18 protein-coding genes are annotated in these 16218 nt (G+C 66.0%); 6 read left to right on the forward strand and 12 right to left on the reverse strand.

What is annotated here, in order from left to right; all coding sequences use genetic code 11:
* The first annotated feature begins 20 nt into the window (after window positions 1-20).
* Window positions 21-665 (forward strand): TMEM175 family protein, encoded by a 645-nt coding sequence (locus ABZX86_RS28905; protein ID WP_355127813.1) that lies wholly within the window; start codon window positions 21-23, stop codon window positions 663-665.
* Window positions 666-676: 11 nt separating this feature from the next.
* Here the strand turns inward: ABZX86_RS28905 and ABZX86_RS28910 are convergent, their stop codons facing one another.
* Together ABZX86_RS28910 and ABZX86_RS28915 are read right to left on the reverse strand one after the other, a co-directional pair.
* Window positions 677-2149 carry a glycoside hydrolase family 76 protein gene (locus ABZX86_RS28910; RefSeq protein ID WP_355127814.1) on the reverse strand — a complete coding sequence of 491 codons (1473 nt, stop codon included), beginning with the start codon at window positions 2147-2149 and terminating at the stop codon, window positions 677-679.
* Window positions 2150-2188: 39 nt separating this feature from the next.
* Window positions 2189-3142: an alpha/beta hydrolase family protein gene (locus ABZX86_RS28915; protein WP_355127815.1), complete on the reverse strand. Its 954-nt coding sequence runs from the start codon at window positions 3140-3142 to the stop codon at window positions 2189-2191.
* A 279-nt stretch (window positions 3143-3421) separates the two neighbouring features.
* Here ABZX86_RS28915 and ABZX86_RS28920 point away from each other — a divergent pair, with 279 nt between their 5' ends.
* Window positions 3422-5380 (forward strand): glycosyltransferase family 39 protein, encoded by a 1959-nt coding sequence (locus ABZX86_RS28920; protein ID WP_355128296.1) that lies wholly within the window; start codon window positions 3422-3424, stop codon window positions 5378-5380.
* A gap of 77 nt (window positions 5381-5457) precedes the next feature.
* Here the strand turns inward: ABZX86_RS28920 and ABZX86_RS28925 are convergent, their stop codons facing one another.
* The 6 genes from ABZX86_RS28925 to ABZX86_RS28950 all read right to left on the reverse strand — a co-directional run bounded on the left by ABZX86_RS28925 (window position 5458) and on the right by ABZX86_RS28950 (window position 9260).
* A complete protein-coding gene (locus tag ABZX86_RS28925; protein WP_355127816.1) occupies window positions 5458-5880 on the reverse strand; it encodes a nuclear transport factor 2 family protein in 423 nt (140 codons plus the stop codon).
* Window positions 5881-5946: 66 nt separating this feature from the next.
* Window positions 5947-6342 (reverse strand): PPOX class F420-dependent oxidoreductase, encoded by a 396-nt coding sequence (locus ABZX86_RS28930; protein WP_355128298.1) that lies wholly within the window; start codon window positions 6340-6342, stop codon window positions 5947-5949.
* Between the two features lie 172 nt (window positions 6343-6514).
* Window positions 6515-7432, reverse strand: coding sequence for an aminoglycoside phosphotransferase family protein (locus ABZX86_RS28935; protein WP_355127817.1), 918 nt, complete (start codon window positions 7430-7432; stop codon window positions 6515-6517).
* Between the two features lie 138 nt (window positions 7433-7570).
* Window positions 7571-8002: an arsenate reductase ArsC gene (locus ABZX86_RS28940; protein WP_355127818.1), complete on the reverse strand. Its 432-nt coding sequence runs from the start codon at window positions 8000-8002 to the stop codon at window positions 7571-7573.
* Window positions 7999-8733 carry an MIP/aquaporin family protein gene (locus ABZX86_RS28945; protein ID WP_355127819.1) on the reverse strand — a complete coding sequence of 245 codons (735 nt, stop codon included), beginning with the start codon at window positions 8731-8733 and terminating at the stop codon, window positions 7999-8001. Before ABZX86_RS28945 ends, ABZX86_RS28940 begins: the two co-directional genes overlap by 4 nt.
* An 8-nt stretch (window positions 8734-8741) precedes the next feature.
* The gene (locus ABZX86_RS28950; RefSeq protein ID WP_355127820.1) at window positions 8742-9260 is read right to left on the reverse strand and encodes an ArsI/CadI family heavy metal resistance metalloenzyme; all 519 of its coding nucleotides are present in this window, start codon (window positions 9258-9260) and stop codon (window positions 8742-8744) included.
* Between the two features lie 97 nt (window positions 9261-9357).
* Between ABZX86_RS28950 and ABZX86_RS28955 the strand changes: the two genes are divergently transcribed.
* Window positions 9358-9717: an Rv2640c family ArsR-like transcriptional regulator gene (locus ABZX86_RS28955; RefSeq protein ID WP_355127821.1), complete on the forward strand. Its 360-nt coding sequence runs from the start codon at window positions 9358-9360 to the stop codon at window positions 9715-9717.
* Between the two features lie 9 nt (window positions 9718-9726).
* On the opposite strand, the gene ABZX86_RS28960 is transcribed toward ABZX86_RS28955, so the two are convergent.
* Entirely contained in the window at window positions 9727-10329 is a 603-nt protein-coding gene (locus ABZX86_RS28960; protein ID WP_355127822.1) for a helix-turn-helix domain-containing protein, read from the reverse strand.
* A gap of 105 nt (window positions 10330-10434) precedes the next feature.
* On the opposite strand from ABZX86_RS28960, the gene ABZX86_RS28965 reads away from it, so the two are divergent.
* Window positions 10435-11688 carry an FAD-dependent monooxygenase gene (locus ABZX86_RS28965; RefSeq protein ID WP_355127823.1) on the forward strand — a complete coding sequence of 418 codons (1254 nt, stop codon included), beginning with the start codon at window positions 10435-10437 and terminating at the stop codon, window positions 11686-11688.
* A gap of 13 nt (window positions 11689-11701) precedes the next feature.
* On the opposite strand, the gene ABZX86_RS28970 is transcribed toward ABZX86_RS28965, so the two are convergent.
* Both ABZX86_RS28970 and ABZX86_RS28975 read right to left on the reverse strand, forming a co-directional pair.
* A complete protein-coding gene (locus ABZX86_RS28970; RefSeq protein WP_355127824.1) occupies window positions 11702-12556 on the reverse strand; it encodes a class II glutamine amidotransferase in 855 nt (284 codons plus the stop codon).
* 19 nt (window positions 12557-12575) lie between these two features.
* Window positions 12576-13619, reverse strand: a complete 1044-nt coding sequence (locus ABZX86_RS28975; protein WP_355127825.1) for an FAD-dependent monooxygenase — start codon at window positions 13617-13619, stop codon at window positions 12576-12578.
* On the opposite strand from ABZX86_RS28975, the gene ABZX86_RS28980 reads away from it, so the two are divergent.
* Both ABZX86_RS28980 and ABZX86_RS28985 read left to right on the forward strand, forming a co-directional pair.
* Window positions 13606-14298 carry a DinB family protein gene (locus ABZX86_RS28980; protein ID WP_355127826.1) on the forward strand — a complete coding sequence of 231 codons (693 nt, stop codon included), beginning with the start codon at window positions 13606-13608 and terminating at the stop codon, window positions 14296-14298. The genes ABZX86_RS28975 and ABZX86_RS28980 overlap by 14 nt on opposite strands.
* 195 nt (window positions 14299-14493) lie before the next feature.
* Window positions 14494-15681: an FAD-dependent monooxygenase gene (locus tag ABZX86_RS28985; RefSeq protein ID WP_355127827.1), complete on the forward strand. Its 1188-nt coding sequence runs from the start codon at window positions 14494-14496 to the stop codon at window positions 15679-15681.
* Between the two features lies 1 nt (window position 15682).
* Here ABZX86_RS28985 and ABZX86_RS28990 read toward each other — a convergent pair whose 3' ends face one another.
* A complete protein-coding gene (locus tag ABZX86_RS28990; RefSeq protein WP_355127828.1) occupies window positions 15683-16141 on the reverse strand; it encodes a MarR family transcriptional regulator in 459 nt (152 codons plus the stop codon).
* Window positions 16142-16218: the final 77 nt, after the last annotated feature.

Consider the following 16218-nt stretch of genomic DNA (forward strand, 5'->3'; position numbering starts at 1 on the left):
GAACCGGTAGTGTCAACGCGGTGACCGCCCCCGAAGCAGGCCCGGTACGGACCCAGCGAGGACTCGAGCGGCTGATCTACTTCAGCGATGCCGTAGTCGCCATCGCCATAACGCTGATCGCGCTCCCCCTCGTCGACAGCGCCCGGGACGTCGCGTCCTCGTCGACCGCGAAGTTCCTGTCCGACAACAGTTATGCGCTGACCGCCGCCGGAGTCAGCTTCGTGGTGATCAGCGTGCTCTGGCGGGATCATCACCGCCTGTTCGAGCGCGCCACCGGCTACACCCCGCGCCTGTTGCGGGTCAATATGGTGTGGCTGCTCTGCATTGTCGCCCTCCCGGTGGCGACGGTCCTCGACGTCTACTCGCAGCGCCACGATCGCCTGGCAGTCGGCCTCTACGTGGGCGTCCTGGTGGTCGCCCAGGCCACGATTCGGATCGAGGAGTTCATCCTCTACCGCGCCGGCATGCTCGCCGACATCGACCAGATCACCGCCGAAGATCTGGCCGTGCGCTGGATCAACGTAGCGGCCACCGCCATCGCGCTGGTCGTCGCGGTGGCATTGCCGCAAATTGGACTGTGGTCACTACTGATCCTGGTGGTCTCCGGCCAACTGGAAGCCTTCGCGCACCGGCGAAAGAAGGCCCGCACCACCCCGGCCGACTAGCTCGAAGTTGTTCATACGGCATTGAGCGCATCCAATGCCGCTGTCTGGGTGGCGAAATTGGGATGGTCGTCGTCGCGCGGCGGCCCCTGCCAGCGGAAGCCGTACTCATCGGCGGTGTCGCGCAACGACTGTGCCTGGCGGGTGAGGAATTCGGCTGTGGCGACCTTGGAACGGCCGGTGTCCACCAGTTCCCGGTAACCGCGGACGAGGACGCCTTTGTATGTTTCGGCGTCATGGCAGTCGGGCCCGGGACAGGTTGTTGCGCTGGGCTCGTTCAGGATTCCATTCTGGACGAATACGGAGCCGTCGTGTGTCGCGGCCGCGGCGATCCGGTCGGCGGAGGTGAGCAGAGCGCCATTTCCCGTTGCCCGGTGGAGCGCCACCAGTCCGCTGATCAGCATGCCCTGGTCGTAGGTCCATCGCCGGTTCTCGTCGACAAGCACGCATGTGCCGCCGTACTGGTCGAGGTGATCGTTGATCACACCGGAGGGGTCGAGCAGCGCGCGCCCCGCCCCGGTGGTGAACCAGTCCCAGGTCGTCGTGGCGCGCGCGAGATAGGACGAGCGGTCCGAGGATTCGACCCGAGTGCTCAGCAAAGCGGTCGCGGTCAGATACAGCCCATTGGTGATCGAGTTCACCTGGGTCCACGGATGCAGGTCCGGGTCGATTCCCGTACGCGCCCAAGCCAGTCCACCAGCACAGAACGATGCCCGCTGGTCACCGAGTCCGTCCACGATCTTTCGGGCGGCGTCGAGATAGCGCGGCTCGTGGGTGAGATCGAAGGCGCGGATCCAGGCCAGCGCCCACCACAGCGCGTCGTCGTTGTATCCGGTCTGGACGGGGACACCCGTGCGCGCGATATCGCCGTGCCGATACGTCTCGTCGACATAGCCGAGGTACTGCCGGTCACCGGTGCGACTCATGTAGTCGATCACCGTCGTCAGGGCTTTGGCGCTCTGCCAGGTGCTGGCATCGTGCTCCCACAATCCGGTCTCATGGTCGTAACGTTCCAGCAATCGCTCGACGGCCCGCATGCGCTGATCGGGCGGCGGATCGGCGGGCCCGGCCCACCGGGTGCACCGGATCTCGGGGCGATCAGCGGCCTTCCCGCAGGCCCGCAGCAGGCCACCGGCGTACCGGTAGAACGGGCCGCGCTGCGCGGCAGTCGATGCGGGAATGCTTGCGGCGCCGAATATCTCGTCTCGCGGGTGAAACCTGCTGTCGCTGCGATCGAGCCAGGCCGAGTCCCCGGGCTGCCCGTTCTCGATGCTCGCGGCAGCGGCGCCGTCCCCTCGGACCAGCGTGATCGTGCGCGTCCACACCCGAACCTGCGGATTGATCGCCTGGATACCGCCGGGAGCCTCCGGCAGTGGCTGCATGCTCACATCGGGTGCGGACTCCTGCCGCACTATCAGGTAGGTCGCGATCGCGAGTCCGGCGACGCCGAGAGCCGCGCCCCACCGAACCCCGTTGCGTCCGATCACCCCTGCCACGTTATAGCGGACGAGACCGGGAACCCCGCATCAGCCCCGCAGTGACTTGTCGAAGCTCGGCCACGCCTCGTGCAGTGCGTCCTGCCAGTACGGCCAGGCGTGCTGACCGCCCGGGGTGTAGCTGTACGTCGCGGGGATGCCCAATTGTTCGGTGCGTGTTTGCAGTTCGTGCGTGCAGGTACTGACGACGGATTCGAGCATGCCCCCGGCGGCATTGGTGCGTCCGGCAGCAGCGTCGCCCGCGTCACCGGCGGTGATGTACAGATTCACTCCACGCAGCTTCTCGAGATTCGCGGGCGTGGAGGGATCGTTCTCGACCCAGCCCGGAGAGCCGTCGACGCCCCACATGTTCCACGGATTGCCGCCACCGGACAGGACAACGGCCTGCGCGTACCGGCGACCCGGATCGGTGCTGGTCTCGGCGCAGCCGCTGAACGAACCGACACTGCTGTACAGACCGGGTGCGTCCTCGGCCAGCGACAGAGCCGCACCGGCCGACATGGATACGCCCGCGATGGCATTGCGCCCGGAGGCATTGAGCTGCGCATCAAGCAGCGGGGGCAATTCCTGGGTGAGGAAGGTCGTCCAGCGATTGCGGCCCAGCCGCGGGTCATCGGCGGCCCAGTCGGTGTAATAGGTGTAGCGGCCGTCGAGGATGGTCACCACATTCACGTTCTGGTCGGACAGGAAAGCATCGACATCGGTCTTGGTTTCCCACGAGGTCTCGACACCGTTGTCGGCGATGCCGTCTTCCGCGCCGTTGAGCAGATACAGCGTCGGCTGCGGCGCGCTCGTATCTGCGGCATGCATCACACGCATGGCGATCACCCGGTTCATGGCCGCCGAGTAGACGTACACGGTCGAATGTCGTGCGTCGATCGGCACCACATGGTCGATATGTGATCCATCGTTCGCAGCCTGTGGGGCGGGATCCGCCGAGGCATGCCCGGTCAGCACGCCCGACACCACCACGGACAACGACATTGCTGCCGCCCATCGCCAGAGACTGCTTCGACGGTGCACATTCATCCGATCACCTAACGTTTCGCTGCGGGAACCGCCCGTCCAACGCGCGGTGAATGGAAAGCGTTCCACACTCGGGCAAAGCGATCGCTGACCGGAATTCACAGGATTCTCCCAGCTCCGGGCCAGACTCCTCACCGTCTCGCGCGCGAGACTCCCGCGGTGACCGTCACCACCGCTGAGGCCGCCGAGTCCGCTCCACCCGAATCGACAACCCCGGTCGCTGCCGCACCGGCCGCACTGCCACCCGCCCGCCGCTGGGAGCGGGTCGCGCTGGTCGTCCTGATCCTGGGCACGGCCATCGCGTACCTGTGGAACATCACCGTCAATCAGATGGGCAACAGCTTCTACGCTGCCGCCGTCTGGTCGGGCTCGAAGGATTGGAAGGCACTGCTGTTCGGATCCTTGGATCCGGGCAACTTCATCACCGTCGACAAGCCCCCGGTTTCGCAATGGGTCATGGCGCTGTCGGGGCAGATATTCGGATTCAGCAGCGCGAGCATGCTGGTGCCGCAGGCGCTCATGGCGGTGGCCGCGGTCGCGCTGATGTACGGCGCGATCACCCGGGTCACGCTGAGCCGCACCGCCGGTCTGCTCGCCGGTCTGGTGCTGGCCGTGACACCCGTTGTGGCCCTGATGTTCCGGTTCAACAATCCCGACGCCGTCATGGTGCTGCTCATGACCGCCGGCGCCTACTGCACCATTCGCGCACTGCCGCACGCGAGCTGGCGCTGGCTGGCACTGGCCGGTGTCGCGCTGGGCTTCGCTTTTCTGGCGAAGATGCTCGAGGGTCTGATGGTGCTGCCCGCGCTGGGTCTCGCCTATCTGGTCGTCGCGCCCACCACGCTGCGCAACCGTGTGGTGCACCTGCTGGGCGCCGCGGCCGCGCTGATCGTGTCCTCGGGTTGGTATGTGCTGCTGACCATTGCGTGGCCGGAATCGTCGCGGCCGTATCTGGCCGGGTCGAAGGACAACACCTTCATGGATCTGGTGCTGGGCTACAACGGTTTCGCGCGCTACCTGGGGCAGAACCATATGGGCGGCAAGAATCCGTTCCAGATGCCCGAGGGTTACGAGATCCCGCACAGCGTGCGACAGGGTTTCGGCGGCTTCGGTCAGGGACATGACCGGATGTTCACCGGCGAGATCGGTTTCGAGATCTCCTGGCTGCTGCCGGCCGCACTGCTCGCGTTCGTGCTCGTGCTCATCGCCCGCGGTCGTGCCCCGCGCACCGATATCGTTCGCGGCGCGGCACTGGTTTTCGGGCTCTGGATGATCATCGACGGAATCGCGTTCTCCGAGATGAAGGGCGGCATGCACGCGTACTACACGCTGGCCATCGCCCCCGCCATCGCCGGTGTGTTCGCGCTCGGCGTGCATGAGCTCTGGCAGCGCCGGGCCGATAGGTTCGGCCGAATCGGCAGCGCCGCATTGATTCTCAGCATGGGGATCTGGGCCTTCGTGGTGTTGCAGCGTAATGCCGACTGGCAGTCGTGGCTGCGCTGGACGATTCTGGCGGTCACCGTGCTGACCGCGATCGGCCTGCTGCTGGCGGCTGTTCCGGTGGCGGCGCGCCTGGCCCGCATCGATACCCGGGCGACGTCGGTGCTGCTGGTCGCGGGGTTGCTCGCGGGCCTGGCCGGTTCCATCGCCTACACCGCGGCCACGCTGCCCGAATCGCATACCGGCGGTGGACCGTCCGTCGGTCCCCCGGCTCCGCCTCGGGATATGGGCGCGCTCAATGCCTTCCGCGGTCAGATGAGCATGATGATGGGCGGCGGTGACGTCGATCCCAAGCTGGCGGATCTGCTGCGCGCCACCACCACCAAGTGGTCGGCCGCCATCGACCGATCCGGCCCGGCCGCCGGCCTCGAATTGGCCACGCACACTTCGGTCATGGCCATCGGCGGCTTCACCTCCGAGGATCCCGTCCCGACGCTCCCGCAGTTCCAGGACGACGTCCGCAACCACCAGATCGGGTACTACATCGTCCCCGAGGTGCACCTTCCCGACTCCTGGCGCACCGATCAGGCGCCGGCGGACGGCAAGGATCCGAAGCCCGCTCCCCCGGTGGACAAGAACGCCGGCATCTGGCGGCCCGCCGGGAACAAGGAAATCCTCGACTGGGTCATGGCGCATTACACCGAACAGCATGTCGGTGGGCTCGCGGTGTTCGATCTGACCGCCGCAGCGCACTAGTTCGCTCTCGATGACGGGCGTCAGCTGAGTTCAGATCAGCTGACGCCCGTTCGTCGTCCGTAAGGTCGTGGCGCGGATCAGGGATTCGATTCTGCGGTCAGTGCGGCCAGCACTGCGGAGGTGTCGTGGTAGTACGGCCGGAACTCGGTGATCAGACCATCTTTGAAGCTGATCCATTGCAGCAGTGACGTTTCCAGCGTTCGCCCGGTGCGGCGAGCACGCAGGCGACCGCGGCTGTAGACAACGACCCGATCGTTATCGCTGACGAACTGCTGCTCGTCGAACCACAAGCCGTCCCAGCTCTCACCCATGGCGGCGATGAACGCGCGAAAGCCCTCGTGCCCACGCCATTCGCCGCCGTAAGGCAGGCTCGACGCCTGGTACATGACCACGTCCGAGGCCAAGTGCGCGGCCATCTGCTCGAACCCGGCCCCCTCGGTGAGGTACGCCGCCTCGGCCGCGTAGAAGGCTCGCAGAGTGATCATCACATCGACTGTCATGCAACCGATCCTCGCGGTGACCGATTCACCAGGCTGGCAAGATTCGGACACCGCGATCTCGCCCGCTCAGATCCCGCTGATCCGCTCCGGCTCGATGACAAACACCACCCGCACCTGATCCCGTCCCCCGAACCACGGATACGGCCCGCCGAGGTAGCGCTGCGCAAGCGCCTCGATATGCTCCACCGCACCCTCGGTCCGCACCTCCAGCACCCGCCCCCGCACCTGGAAATACCGCCGCTGCTGCTCAGGATCGGTAACCGTCAAGGCCACCCGCGGATCCCGCTGAATATTCTTCGTCTTCACATGCGTGAGCACACTATTGATCAACACATGCTCCCCATCGGTATCCACCCACGTCTGGGTCAACTGCGGCGACCCGTCCGGCATGGTGGTGGCCAGATAACACAACGCGGGCTGCTCCAGCAGCTTGATGAGGTCTCCAGGCATCTTCACCCGCATCACTCTATGAGCTCACCTCACCACGAACCTGGCACCTCGGTACTGGCGGCGGTTGTCCTCCGCCGAAGTCTGCACAAGGTGCGCCGGCAGGGCCCGCAAGCACATATGGGCGGCGCGAGAATGGCCCGAGATGCTCTCGGCACGTTGCTATTCGATGCACTGAGCGTCGCGATCAGTAGTCGCCAGTGGAGATGAGGCGGCGCAGTGCTCTGTGGGCGGGTGGTCCCCAGGTGGGTTTTCCGCCCGGGAGTCCGCGGTCGCCGGCGTGGCCGATGAGGAGGCCGGCGAGGGCGCGCAGCACGGCGTATCCACGGGCGCGGCGCAGGGTCGCGGCATCCGGGGTCGGCTGGTAGGTGTTGTGGAAGAGGTCGATAGCGCCGTCGGGCAGGAGAATCCAGGCGGCGGCGAGGTCGCAGGCCGGATCGCCCGCGCACAGATCGCCGAAATCGATCACACCGCAGAGGGTGCCCACAGTGGTGAGAACGTTCGCGGGATGCAGATCGGCGTGTAGCCACAGGGGCGGCCCATCCCAATTCGGCGCGGCGACAGCGTGTTCCCAGACCGCGCGGACGGCTCCCGGATCGCGGATGAGTCCCAATTCGGTGGCTGAGGCAAGCTGTCTGGCGAACCCCTCGGAATAGTCGGCCAGCGGCCCTCCGCGGTCTCGGCCGAGAGGAGCTTGTTCCGAAGCGGGTTGATGCAGCGCCGACACGAAAACGGCCAGGGCAGTGGCCGATTCGACGGCACGCGTGATGGGAGCGCGGTCGGCGGGAGTGCCGGAGACCCAGGTCGTGACGATCCAGGGACGAGGGAACCGCTCGGAGGGCTCACCGAAGCGTTGCGGTACGGGGACCGGCAGCGGAAGACGTGGGGCAAGGGTGGGCACCCACGTGTACTCCTTGTACAGCAGCGCATCTGAAGACTCTGTCGCCCAGGGCAATCGGACGGCAAGATCGCCGCCGAGCCGCCACAGCTGATTGTCCCAGCCGCGTGCACCGAGCCGCACAGGGTAATCGGCCAGGTCCGGGTGCTGATCACGCAGCAGGTCCCGTACCAACTCCGCGGTGACCTCGACCTCGCTGTGTGTCATGCGGATCAACAGTAGCCAGATCGCGGCACCGCGACTGATCGGGGCGGACCGGCCTGAGCGGTCACAAACTCATGGGGACGGTGAAAAATACCGTCTGCGGGGAAGTTTGACCGTTCAGGCCGGTTTCGTGGCGGCGGTTCAGTTGGTGCGATGCTGTCCCGGGTCGAGCTCGGGGAGCAGTTCGGCTATGAGAGCGGTTACGCGGGTGTGGATTTCGTTGCGGATTAGCCTGACTGCTGGGAGGTTTTGGCCGGCGGGGTCGGCGAGTTGCCAGTCGCGGTAGTCGATGCCTGGGAAGTAAGGGCAGGCGTCGCCGCACCCCATGGTGATGACGACTGTGCTGGTTTGGACGGTGTCGGGGGTCAGGATTTTGGGTTGCTGGGTGGTGATGTCGATGCCGAGTTCGGCCATTGCTTCGATGGCTATCGGGTTCAGGGATTCGGCGGGCGCGGTGCCTGCGGAACGGACCTCTATCGCGGCACCGGCCAGGTGGTTCAGGAAGCCGTGGGCCATTTGTGAACGTCCGGCGTTGTGCACGCAGACGAAAAGGACGCTGGGGCTGTCGGTCATGGGAGGTCCGCTCCGTTCGGCGGGTGGGGTACGACGACGTCGTCGGCTGCAGCGGGAGTATTCGGGTAGAGGACGCTGACGAGTGCGAATCCGATTCCGGCGCCGATGAATTGGGCTATCAGGAATGGTGGTACCGAGGCGGGAGCGATACCGGCGAACGTGTTCGAGAACATGCGGCCGACGGTCACTGCGGGGTTGGCGAAGGATGTGGAGCTGGTGAACCAGTACGCGGCACCGATGTACGCGCCGACCGCGGCCGCAGAGAGCCCGCCGCGATGGCTGCGGGCCAGTGCGAAGATGACCGCGATCAAGCCTGCGGTGGCGACGATCTCGCCGATCAGGTGTCCCGGGGTGACACGATGGTGGGTGGAGATCTGGATCGCGGACCGCTCGAACATGACATTTGCCAGCACGGCGCCGAGGCTTCCGCCCGCGATCTGCGCGAGGATGTATGCCACCAGTTCCGGAGCGGTCAAGCCGGTACCGTGGCGGCGGCTCGCGCACCAGTCCGCCACGGACACAACCGGATTGAAATGCGCACCCGACACCGGGCCGAACACCAGAATCAGCACGGCCAGTCCCAGCACGGTCGCTGTCGAGTTCTCCAGCAGCTGCAACCCGATGTCGGTGGGCGAAAGCTGCTGTGCCGCAATACCGGAACCTACGACCACGCATACCAGCAGCGCAGTACCCAGGAATTCGGCCAGCAGCCGTCGTTTCAGTATGGTCATCGATGTATTCAGCCGCAGCAGCGGGAGCCGGACGCGATCGCATCGGCCTTTGCCGCACTGCCGCAGCAGGCACTCACGGCGGCGGCCTCGTCGGCGGTTCCACAGCATGGGCCTTGTTCGACATCGCCGGCCAGTGCGATTTCCGTTGTCACGCCGAAGGTTTCGCTGTCGGCCAGCACGGTGTAGACCTCCCAGCGTTCAGCATCCGGAGCCGTGACCCACACCTTGTCCTGGGTCGCGAAACAACAGGTCGTCGCCATCTGCTCCTCGGTGAATACCCCGGCGGCCGAGAGCCTGGCGATCTCCGAGTGCACCTGGTCGGAGGCCTCCACCTCGACGCCCAGGTGGTTGATGGTGCCGCCCGCTCCCGCATTCTCCAGCAGCACCAGCTTCAGCGGCGGTTCCGCAATGGCGAAGTTGGCGTATCCGGGCTTGCGCTTGGCGGGGGCGGTGTTGAAAAGGGTCGAATAGAACGCGACCGCACGGTCGAGATCGTCGACATTGAGGGCGAGCTGAACGCGAGACATCAGAACCTCCACTTGTGAGACATATGTCGAATCACTGGTGGGTCCAGTTTCTGCTACCTCTTCGACATATGTCAAGACAGTCGGTAAGGTGGGTTTCATGCCCAAGGCACTGCCGATCATCGATATGTCCGCTCCGGTCTGCTGCTCACCCGTGGCCGCCGGGCCGATCGACGACGATGCCGCATTGGCAGTGGCATTGCGCCTCAAGGCGATTGCCGATCCGGTGCGGGTCAAGCTCATGTCACTGCTGCTGACCAGTCCGGCGGGCGAGGAGAACACCGGGGAGCTCGCGGTGGCGGTGCGACTGGCCGAGTCGACGGTCAGCCACCACCTCGGGCAGTTGAAGAAGGCCGGACTGATCGAGTCCGAGCGCCAGGGCATGAATATCTATCACCGGGCCCGGCGGGAAGCGCTCTCGGCGCTCTGCCTGGTGCTGGATCCCAACTGCTGCAGCTGAATTCGAGACTCAGCGCTGAACTGCTCCGCCGCAGAGACGCAAGGTAGTTTCCAGGCACAGCGCCTCCGCCTCATCGGTGGCGAGGCGCTCGGCGGCGACCTGCGCCACGGCGGTGTGCTGGAGTCCGAAGATCGCAGCAGCAAGCCATGCCGCGGGCAATGACCGGTCGAAATCCCCTGTGCGCTGGCCTCGCTCGATGAGCTGTTCGAGCCGCGGGGGTCCGAAGTCGTGGGGGTCGCTTTCGGGCCGCGGGATCGCGGCCGCCGTGGCGTTCAGCAGCATCGGGTAGCGACCGAGGAATCGCCAACCGGCGCTGAGGAATTGGGCCAGCGCTTCGGCGGGCGGGGCGGTGTCGAGGCCCGCGTCGTCGAGCAGAGCATCGTATTCGGCGGCTGCGGCCGCGACCAGGGCGGCGATCAAGGCGTCGCGTGAAGAGAAGTGCGCGTAGACGGTCTGACGCGTGACGCCGGCCGCGGCGGCGATGTCCTCCATGCTCGCGTCGATTCGCTCACCGAGCACCATCCGGGCCGCATTGAGGATGGCGTCGATGCTGCGCCTGGCGTCGGATCGAGGGCGGCGCGGCGGCGCGGCGGTGTCATGCGAGTCGGCCATTCCGAGAATGTTAGGCGTTCGGACATAACCTTGACACGTTGTAAGAGATGGAGAACTCTTACAACGTGTCAAAGCACACGCTCGGACGTTCCAAGGAGCAGGCTCATGCGAATTCTCATCTCCGGCGCCAGCGTCGCCGGTCCGGTGCTGGCGTACTGGCTGACCAGGCACGGCTTCACGGTGACTGTTGTCGAGCGGGCGGCGGTTCCGCGGAAAACCGGCGGCCATGCGGTGGACCTGTTCCAGCCCGCTGTGGACATCTCGGAGCAGATGGGCGTGCTCCCGCGCGTCGAGGAATGGGCGAGCAGGACACAGCGGATGACACTCCGCCGGGAAGGCGCACGGCGACCCGTCGGGGTGGACCTCTCGAAGATCTTCGGCGCCACGTCCGAACGGCACTTCGAGATCATGCGCGACGACCTGAGCGCGATCTACTACGACGCCACCTGCGACGATGTCGAGTATCTCTTCGGCGACTCGATCACAGCGATCTCGCCCGACGGCGAGGTGCGGTTCGAGCACACCGCGCCGCGGCACTTCGACCTCATTGTCGGAGCGGACGGGTTGCATTCCAATGTGCGCCGCCTCGTCTTCGGTGACGAGTCCCGTTTCAGCTCCTTCATCGGGGCCTACCTCGGCGTGCTGACCCTGCCCAACACCTTCGGCCTCGATGGCGAGCTCCGCATCCACGTCGGCGTCGGCCGTACCGTCGGCATCTACGGCGCGCGGCACCTGGGCGATGCGCGGGCACTGTTCCTGTACCGCAGCGAGCATGAGCTCGACCTCGGCCATCGTGACGTGCCCCGGCAGAAAGAGCTGCTACGCAAGGCATTCGGCGGCTTTCATGCTGATGTGGACCGCTGCCTGGATGAGCTCGACCGGACCTCGGCGTTCTACTTCGACTCGATCACCCAGGTCCATATGGACACGTGGTCCCGGGGCCGAGTCACGCTCGTCGGGGATGCGGGTTACAGCCCCGGACCGGCCGTCGGCGGCAGCACCACCCTGGCGGTTGTCGGCGCGTACATCCTCGCCGGGGAGCTGGCGCGGGCGGGCGGTGACCACGAGCGCGCCTTCCCCGCCTACGAGCGCGCGATGGCGGAGCACGTGCGTGGCAGCCGGGCAGCCGCGTTGAGCGCGGCGAAGACCCTGGTCCCCGCGTCCCGGCTGGGAGTGTCGGGGCTGGTCCAGGGCACGCGCTTGATCTCCGCGCTGCCCACGGGGCCCAGCCGGGCCTTCATCCGTCTCGTCTCCAAAACCGCACGACTGTACAACTCCATGACAATCGAGGACTACCGCACATCGCCCGCCACATCAGAGGGCCGGGTCGGCCTCGCGAGCGGTTCCGAGGTGGTGTGACGTGGCAGATCCATCACACTGCGGCTTGCGAGGCGGCTGCGGTGGGATCGAGGTCTGCGAGTGAAAGCAGATGGCGCGGTGGGGAATTCATGATGATGGTCGAGTGCACGCCCAGCGCGCCATCGACATGCAGTAGTTCACCGGAGGCCATCGGCCGCCACCCCGGGTCGGCGTCCATGCGTTCGGTGGCGACGACAACGGCGGGGTTGTCCGCGAGTTGTCTACTGTGCGAACGTATTCCGGCGCGACCGGCATGGTCCAGATGCTGACCGCCCGCGGGGCGTTCCAGGACGAAGAGATCGTGCGTATCGGGGTAGCGCAGCGCCCACATGTCGGTGGCCGTGGTCAGAATCAGATTGAGCGCGTAGACGGGCAGCCGGTCGGCGATCCAGTGCACGGCATCGGCGATGCCCGCGGTCACCTCACCACCGCGCTTATCGGTGCGCTGAGTGATCAGGGCGAAGAACCGTTCCGAATCCGTATCGCCCTGGACCAGGCTGCGGTACTCCCCCAGCTCGGCGTCCAGCTCATCCAAACCCTGCAGCACCCCGTTGTGCGCGAAGAGACGATCGCGCTGTTCGAACGGATGCGTATTGCGTGTTTCCAGACCGCCGGTGGAGGCAAACCGCACGTGCGCAATGAAAGTCGCCGACTCGCGCTCCCTGGCCTCACGTGCGAACTGCATGTCTTGATACGCCGCGATCGGCTGCTTCTCCACCAGCGGCGAACCGTCGGCGGAAAAGGTGCCGAGTCCGACCCCGTCGGGCTCCCGATGGCTCTGCTGCACGAGGCTGTCCGGTGCGTTCAGCAACCAGAAGGTGGCGCGCACGCGCTGCGGTGCGGCCGACATTCCGAACAGGCGACACATAGCAACCTCCTGAAAAGGGCTATCGGGCGCTGCGGCGGCGGACGAGTTCCCGGTCCGCGATGATCCGCCGGCGGCGCTCTGCCATGGCGGCTGCGGGCGAGGTACCCGCCACCACCGCATCGTAGACCGCGTGCACGTCCTCCAGGGCGTCGCGGGCGCCGACGCCAGCAGCCGGGGTGATGGCGTGATCGGCATCCCCGACCAGCAGTGCCCGCTCGGACGGCGCGGAAGCCGCGGCCAGCGGGACGTTGCGTGCATTGCTCACATGGACCTCCTCGGTGGTTGCCAGAAACACGTCGATCAGCACCTTGTTCGACGGTGTCGCGTCGCGAATCGCATCCGCCCAGTCGGCGATCGGCCGCATACCGATGTCATCGCCGGAAGTCAGTGGGGCGCGAGTTATTCGCACGAACCAGACCGCTGCGCTGTCTCCGGGGCGCCAGATGTGCCCGAAGGTACTCAAGGGGCTGCCGTCGGCCGCGATTTCCGCATAGAAGTGCAGGGTCGACGGATCGGTCGGCAGGGTGAGGGGCTCACTCGTCATGCCGTACACCACCACATCGCGGGCGTACTCCGGATGTCGATCGGGTTCGATGGCGGCTCGCACAACCGAATCTATGCCGTCAGCTCCTATGATGAGATCGTCTGCGGCAGTGCGGGAATCACCCTGAACGAGGGTGTATCCGCCCGGCGCGAATGCGATATCGGTGACTGGCTTGCCGTAGTTCACCTCCGCGCCGGACGTGGCAACAAAGTCTTCCAGGATCGCGATCAGATTGCGGCGCATCCAAAACCGGTGTCCGCGACCGTTTGCCGAACCCCGCCGCCCGAGGTTGTTCGCCGATGTGATGCCCCCGGTCACCGGATAGGACCCGGCATCAACGGCAGCAGCATCCACTCCGAGGCTCGCCAGCGCACGATGCCCGCGATCATCGATGAACAGGAACGCACCCCCACCGGAGCCTGAGGGCCGCTCCTCATACAACCGCACCGACTTCCCCTGCCGCGCAAGCGCTCCCGCCAACGCCGAACCCGCAATTCCGCCACCGATGATCGTCACCATCTGCCACTCCCTGTCGTTGCGCACTCGCTACCGAATAATCAACGTTCTCGCCGGGACCCCCCACCGCAATTCCATCATGCGGCCCCATGGCATGTCTGAAGATCAACGGGGCGAGATCAGTTCGGCAGCGCGCTGCACAATCGCCGTCCGGCATCATGAACGAATGGAGTCGACGCATCAGACCGAAGCGCACGAACTTGCCGGAGAACGCGAGACGCTCGTCAGCATCCTGGAATTCCATCGAGAAACGTTGGCCCGGAAGTGTTCCGGGCTCTCCGCCGATCAGCTTCGTCTGCGGGCCGTTGAGCCGTCGAGGTTGTCGCTGCTCGGACTCGTCCGCCATCTGACCGATGTCGAGTTGGGCTGGTTCGCCCGGGTCCTGTCCGAGGCGGACGACACTCCGTTCATGTATTGGCAGGCCGACGCCCCGGACGGCTCGGACTTCGACGTCGACACTGCGGATGCGGACGAATCACTCCGCTTGTGGCACAGCGCATGTGCCCGATCCCGCGAGATCACCGAGGCCTGCGAGTCGCTCGATACCTTCGGTGTCCATCAGCCGACCGGCGACCGGTACAGCCTGCACTGGATCCTCACGCACATGATCCAGGAATACGCCCGGCACAACGGGCATGCCGACCTCATCCGGGAACGGATCGACGGCCAGACCGGCGTGTGAAGCCACTCGGCAACGCGTCGCCGCCAATATCCGAACATGTCCGTGGGCTCCGGGTGTTCGCAATAGCGTGGAGACGATCTCGGCCGCACCGATGAATTTTCGGTGGATCCGGCGTCCATACCTCTGAATACACCGATAGAGGTGGGACAGAGCAGACGTTCCGGGCGTGATCCGGACAGGTGAGCAGGAGGCGCAGTGAGCGGTACCAGAGTGTTGGTGGCAGGAGCGAGCATCGCGGGACCCGCCCTGGCGCACTGGCTGCGCCGGCGAGGGGCCGAGGTGACCGTGGTCGAGCGAGCTCCCGAGCTGCGTCCCGGTGGGCAGGCGGTGGATGCGCGCGGGGTGACCAAGGAGGTCATCCGGCGCATGGGGTTGGACGAGGCGGTGCGCGCCGCTAGGACTCAGACCGCCGGCGCGTACACCGTGGACGAGGCCGGGAAGGTGCTCGAGACCTATCGTGCGGACGACGATGGCGGCGACGGGTACATCTCGGAGATCGAGATCCTGCGCGGGGACCTGTCCCAGGTGCTGTACAACGACACCCGCGATGAGGTCGAATACCTCTTCGGCGATCGGATCGCCGAGCTCACCCAGGACGCGGACGGGGTCGATGTGACCTTCGCCGGCGGCGACCGGCGGCGCTTCGATCTGGTGGTCGGGGCGGACGGGCTGCACTCCTCGCTGCGCGAGATGGTCTTCGGGCCGCGGGAGCGGTTCATCCGCCATCTCGGGCTCGTGCTGGCTTTCTACAGTGTGCCAAACGAATTCGGGCTGGACCGCTGGCTCATCGACTTCCAGGAGTCCGGTCGCTCGGCCGGGCTGCGGCCCCTCCGGGACACCACCCGGGCGATGGCCATGCTCTCCTTCTCCGCCGGGGATTTCCAGGTCGACTACCGCGATATCGAGGCCCAGAAGCGCCTACTGCGCGAGCGGACGGCCGATATGGGCTGGTTGACCCCGCGCATCCTCGCGCATCTGGACGACACCCCTGACTTCTACCTCGACCAGGTCGCCCAGGTGGTGATGGACCGCTGGTCGAATGGGCGCGTGGTGCTGCTCGGGGACGCGGCGTTCAGCCCGTCGCCGATGTCCGGTCAAGGCACTGGGCTGGCGCTGGTCGGCGCCTACCTGCTGGCCGGAGAGCTGGCCGCGTCCGGGTGGGACCCGGAGGCCGGGTTCGCCGGCTACGAGAAGCGGATGCGCTCGTTCGTCGAGGCCAATCAGGAGATCGGCCGGCTGCACGTTCGAAGCCTCGCCGTCCCCGATCCTGACGCCGAGCCCAGCGCCGAACCCGAGTGGGATACCGACCTGATCGATCGCGCGATCAACGGTGTCGAACTGCCCGATTACGCAGGGGTGCCGGATTCGGGAGTCGTTGTCTGACTTAGTCGTTCGCTCCGGCCGCGCGCACAACGGCATCACTGAGCCGGGTGAGCTCGACGAGTTCGGGGGTGGTCAGCCCGTCCGTGAGACCGATGATTCGGCGGCCGATCTCCGTGGTGCACTGCTCGGCGAGCGCACTGCCCGCCGGGGTGAGGGAGACCAGGACCGCACGGCCGTCTCGCGGGGACGGCGAGCGCTGGACCAGGCCGCGTTTCTCGGCGCGACCGACCAGGCCGGTCATGGAGGATTTGTCCAGGCCGAGGTGAGCGCCGAGTTCGAGCATTCCGGGCTGACGGTCCCGCAGGACGCCGAGCAGCCTGATCTGAATGATCGACAGGTCGTGCTCGGCACCGACCGCGCCGAGTACGCGCTGGATGAGAAAAGACAGCTGGACCAGGGCGTCCACCGTGTTCAGCGGCTTACTGTCGGTGAACACGGTCGAGACGGGATCAGTGGTCATACCGCCAGCCTACTTGACCTAGTACGCGACACAAACTAACCTGAGGGAAATTAGTACGTGCCGCGAACCAATTTGGC

This window comes from Nocardia sp. NPDC006630 (genome assembly GCF_040611495.1).
In the GTDB taxonomy this organism is placed as follows: Bacteria; Actinomycetota; Actinomycetes; order Mycobacteriales; family Mycobacteriaceae; genus Nocardia.

Coding starts and splice junctions, on each gene's coding strand:
- ABZX86_RS28965 (WP_355127823.1), top strand. CDS start 10,435: ATGCGAATTCTCATCTCCGGCGCCAGCGTCGCCGGTCCGGTGCTGGCG.
- ABZX86_RS28980 (WP_355127826.1), top strand. CDS start 13,606: ATGATCGTCACCATCTGCCACTCCCTGTCGTTGCGCACTCGCTACCGA.
- ABZX86_RS28955 (WP_355127821.1), top strand. CDS start 9,358: ATGCCCAAGGCACTGCCGATCATCGATATGTCCGCTCCGGTCTGCTGC.
- ABZX86_RS28915 (WP_355127815.1), bottom strand. CDS start 3,142: ATGTCGTTGTCCGTGGTGGTGTCGGGCGTGCTGACCGGGCATGCCTCG.
- ABZX86_RS28990 (WP_355127828.1), bottom strand. CDS start 16,141: ATGACCACTGATCCCGTCTCGACCGTGTTCACCGACAGTAAGCCGCTG.
- ABZX86_RS28975 (WP_355127825.1), bottom strand. CDS start 13,619: ATGGTGACGATCATCGGTGGCGGAATTGCGGGTTCGGCGTTGGCGGGA.
- ABZX86_RS28970 (WP_355127824.1), bottom strand. CDS start 12,556: ATGTGTCGCCTGTTCGGAATGTCGGCCGCACCGCAGCGCGTGCGCGCC.
- ABZX86_RS28945 (WP_355127819.1), bottom strand. CDS start 8,733: ATGACCATACTGAAACGACGGCTGCTGGCCGAATTCCTGGGTACTGCG.
- ABZX86_RS28930 (WP_355128298.1), bottom strand. CDS start 6,342: ATGCGGGTGAAGATGCCTGGAGACCTCATCAAGCTGCTGGAGCAGCCC.
- ABZX86_RS28940 (WP_355127818.1), bottom strand. CDS start 8,002: ATGACCGACAGCCCCAGCGTCCTTTTCGTCTGCGTGCACAACGCCGGA.
- ABZX86_RS28925 (WP_355127816.1), bottom strand. CDS start 5,880: ATGACAGTCGATGTGATGATCACTCTGCGAGCCTTCTACGCGGCCGAG.
- ABZX86_RS28950 (WP_355127820.1), bottom strand. CDS start 9,260: ATGTCTCGCGTTCAGCTCGCCCTCAATGTCGACGATCTCGACCGTGCG.
- ABZX86_RS28935 (WP_355127817.1), bottom strand. CDS start 7,432: ATGACACACAGCGAGGTCGAGGTCACCGCGGAGTTGGTACGGGACCTG.
- ABZX86_RS28960 (WP_355127822.1), bottom strand. CDS start 10,329: ATGGCCGACTCGCATGACACCGCCGCGCCGCCGCGCCGCCCTCGATCC.